At 33.4% G+C, this 353-nt stretch carries 1 protein-coding gene; it reads left to right on the plus strand.

Features of this window, described 5'->3' with window-relative positions; translation table 11 throughout:
- The coding region (locus tag FUA24_RS05045; RefSeq protein WP_148540290.1) for a SulP family inorganic anion transporter at positions 1 to 353 on the plus strand (353 nt) is incomplete at both ends.

A 353-nucleotide genomic window follows, 5' to 3' on the forward strand; every position in this document is an offset into this window, starting at 1 on the left:
GGAAAAACTAAATTATCAGGCATGATTGCTGGTGTATTATTACTAATTATCCTTTTAGGGTTTAGCGGTATAGCATCAAAAATACCTACCGCCGTTTTAGCAGGTATATTACTAACTGTTGGTATTGGTGTTATGGATTATAAAGGTTTAAAAGCCATACCCAGCATGCCCAAAGACATAAAAATTGGACCAATAAAATTGAGTTCAGAAGTATTAATCATGCTCATTGTATTGGTGCTTTCAACCTTTTGGGATTTAATATTTGCTGTTGGTATTGGTTTAGTGATATCGTCATTAATGTTCATGAAAAAAATAGGTCATGTAACAGCACAAATGTCTGATGTGAAACCTTT

This window comes from Seonamhaeicola marinus (assembly GCF_008085455.1).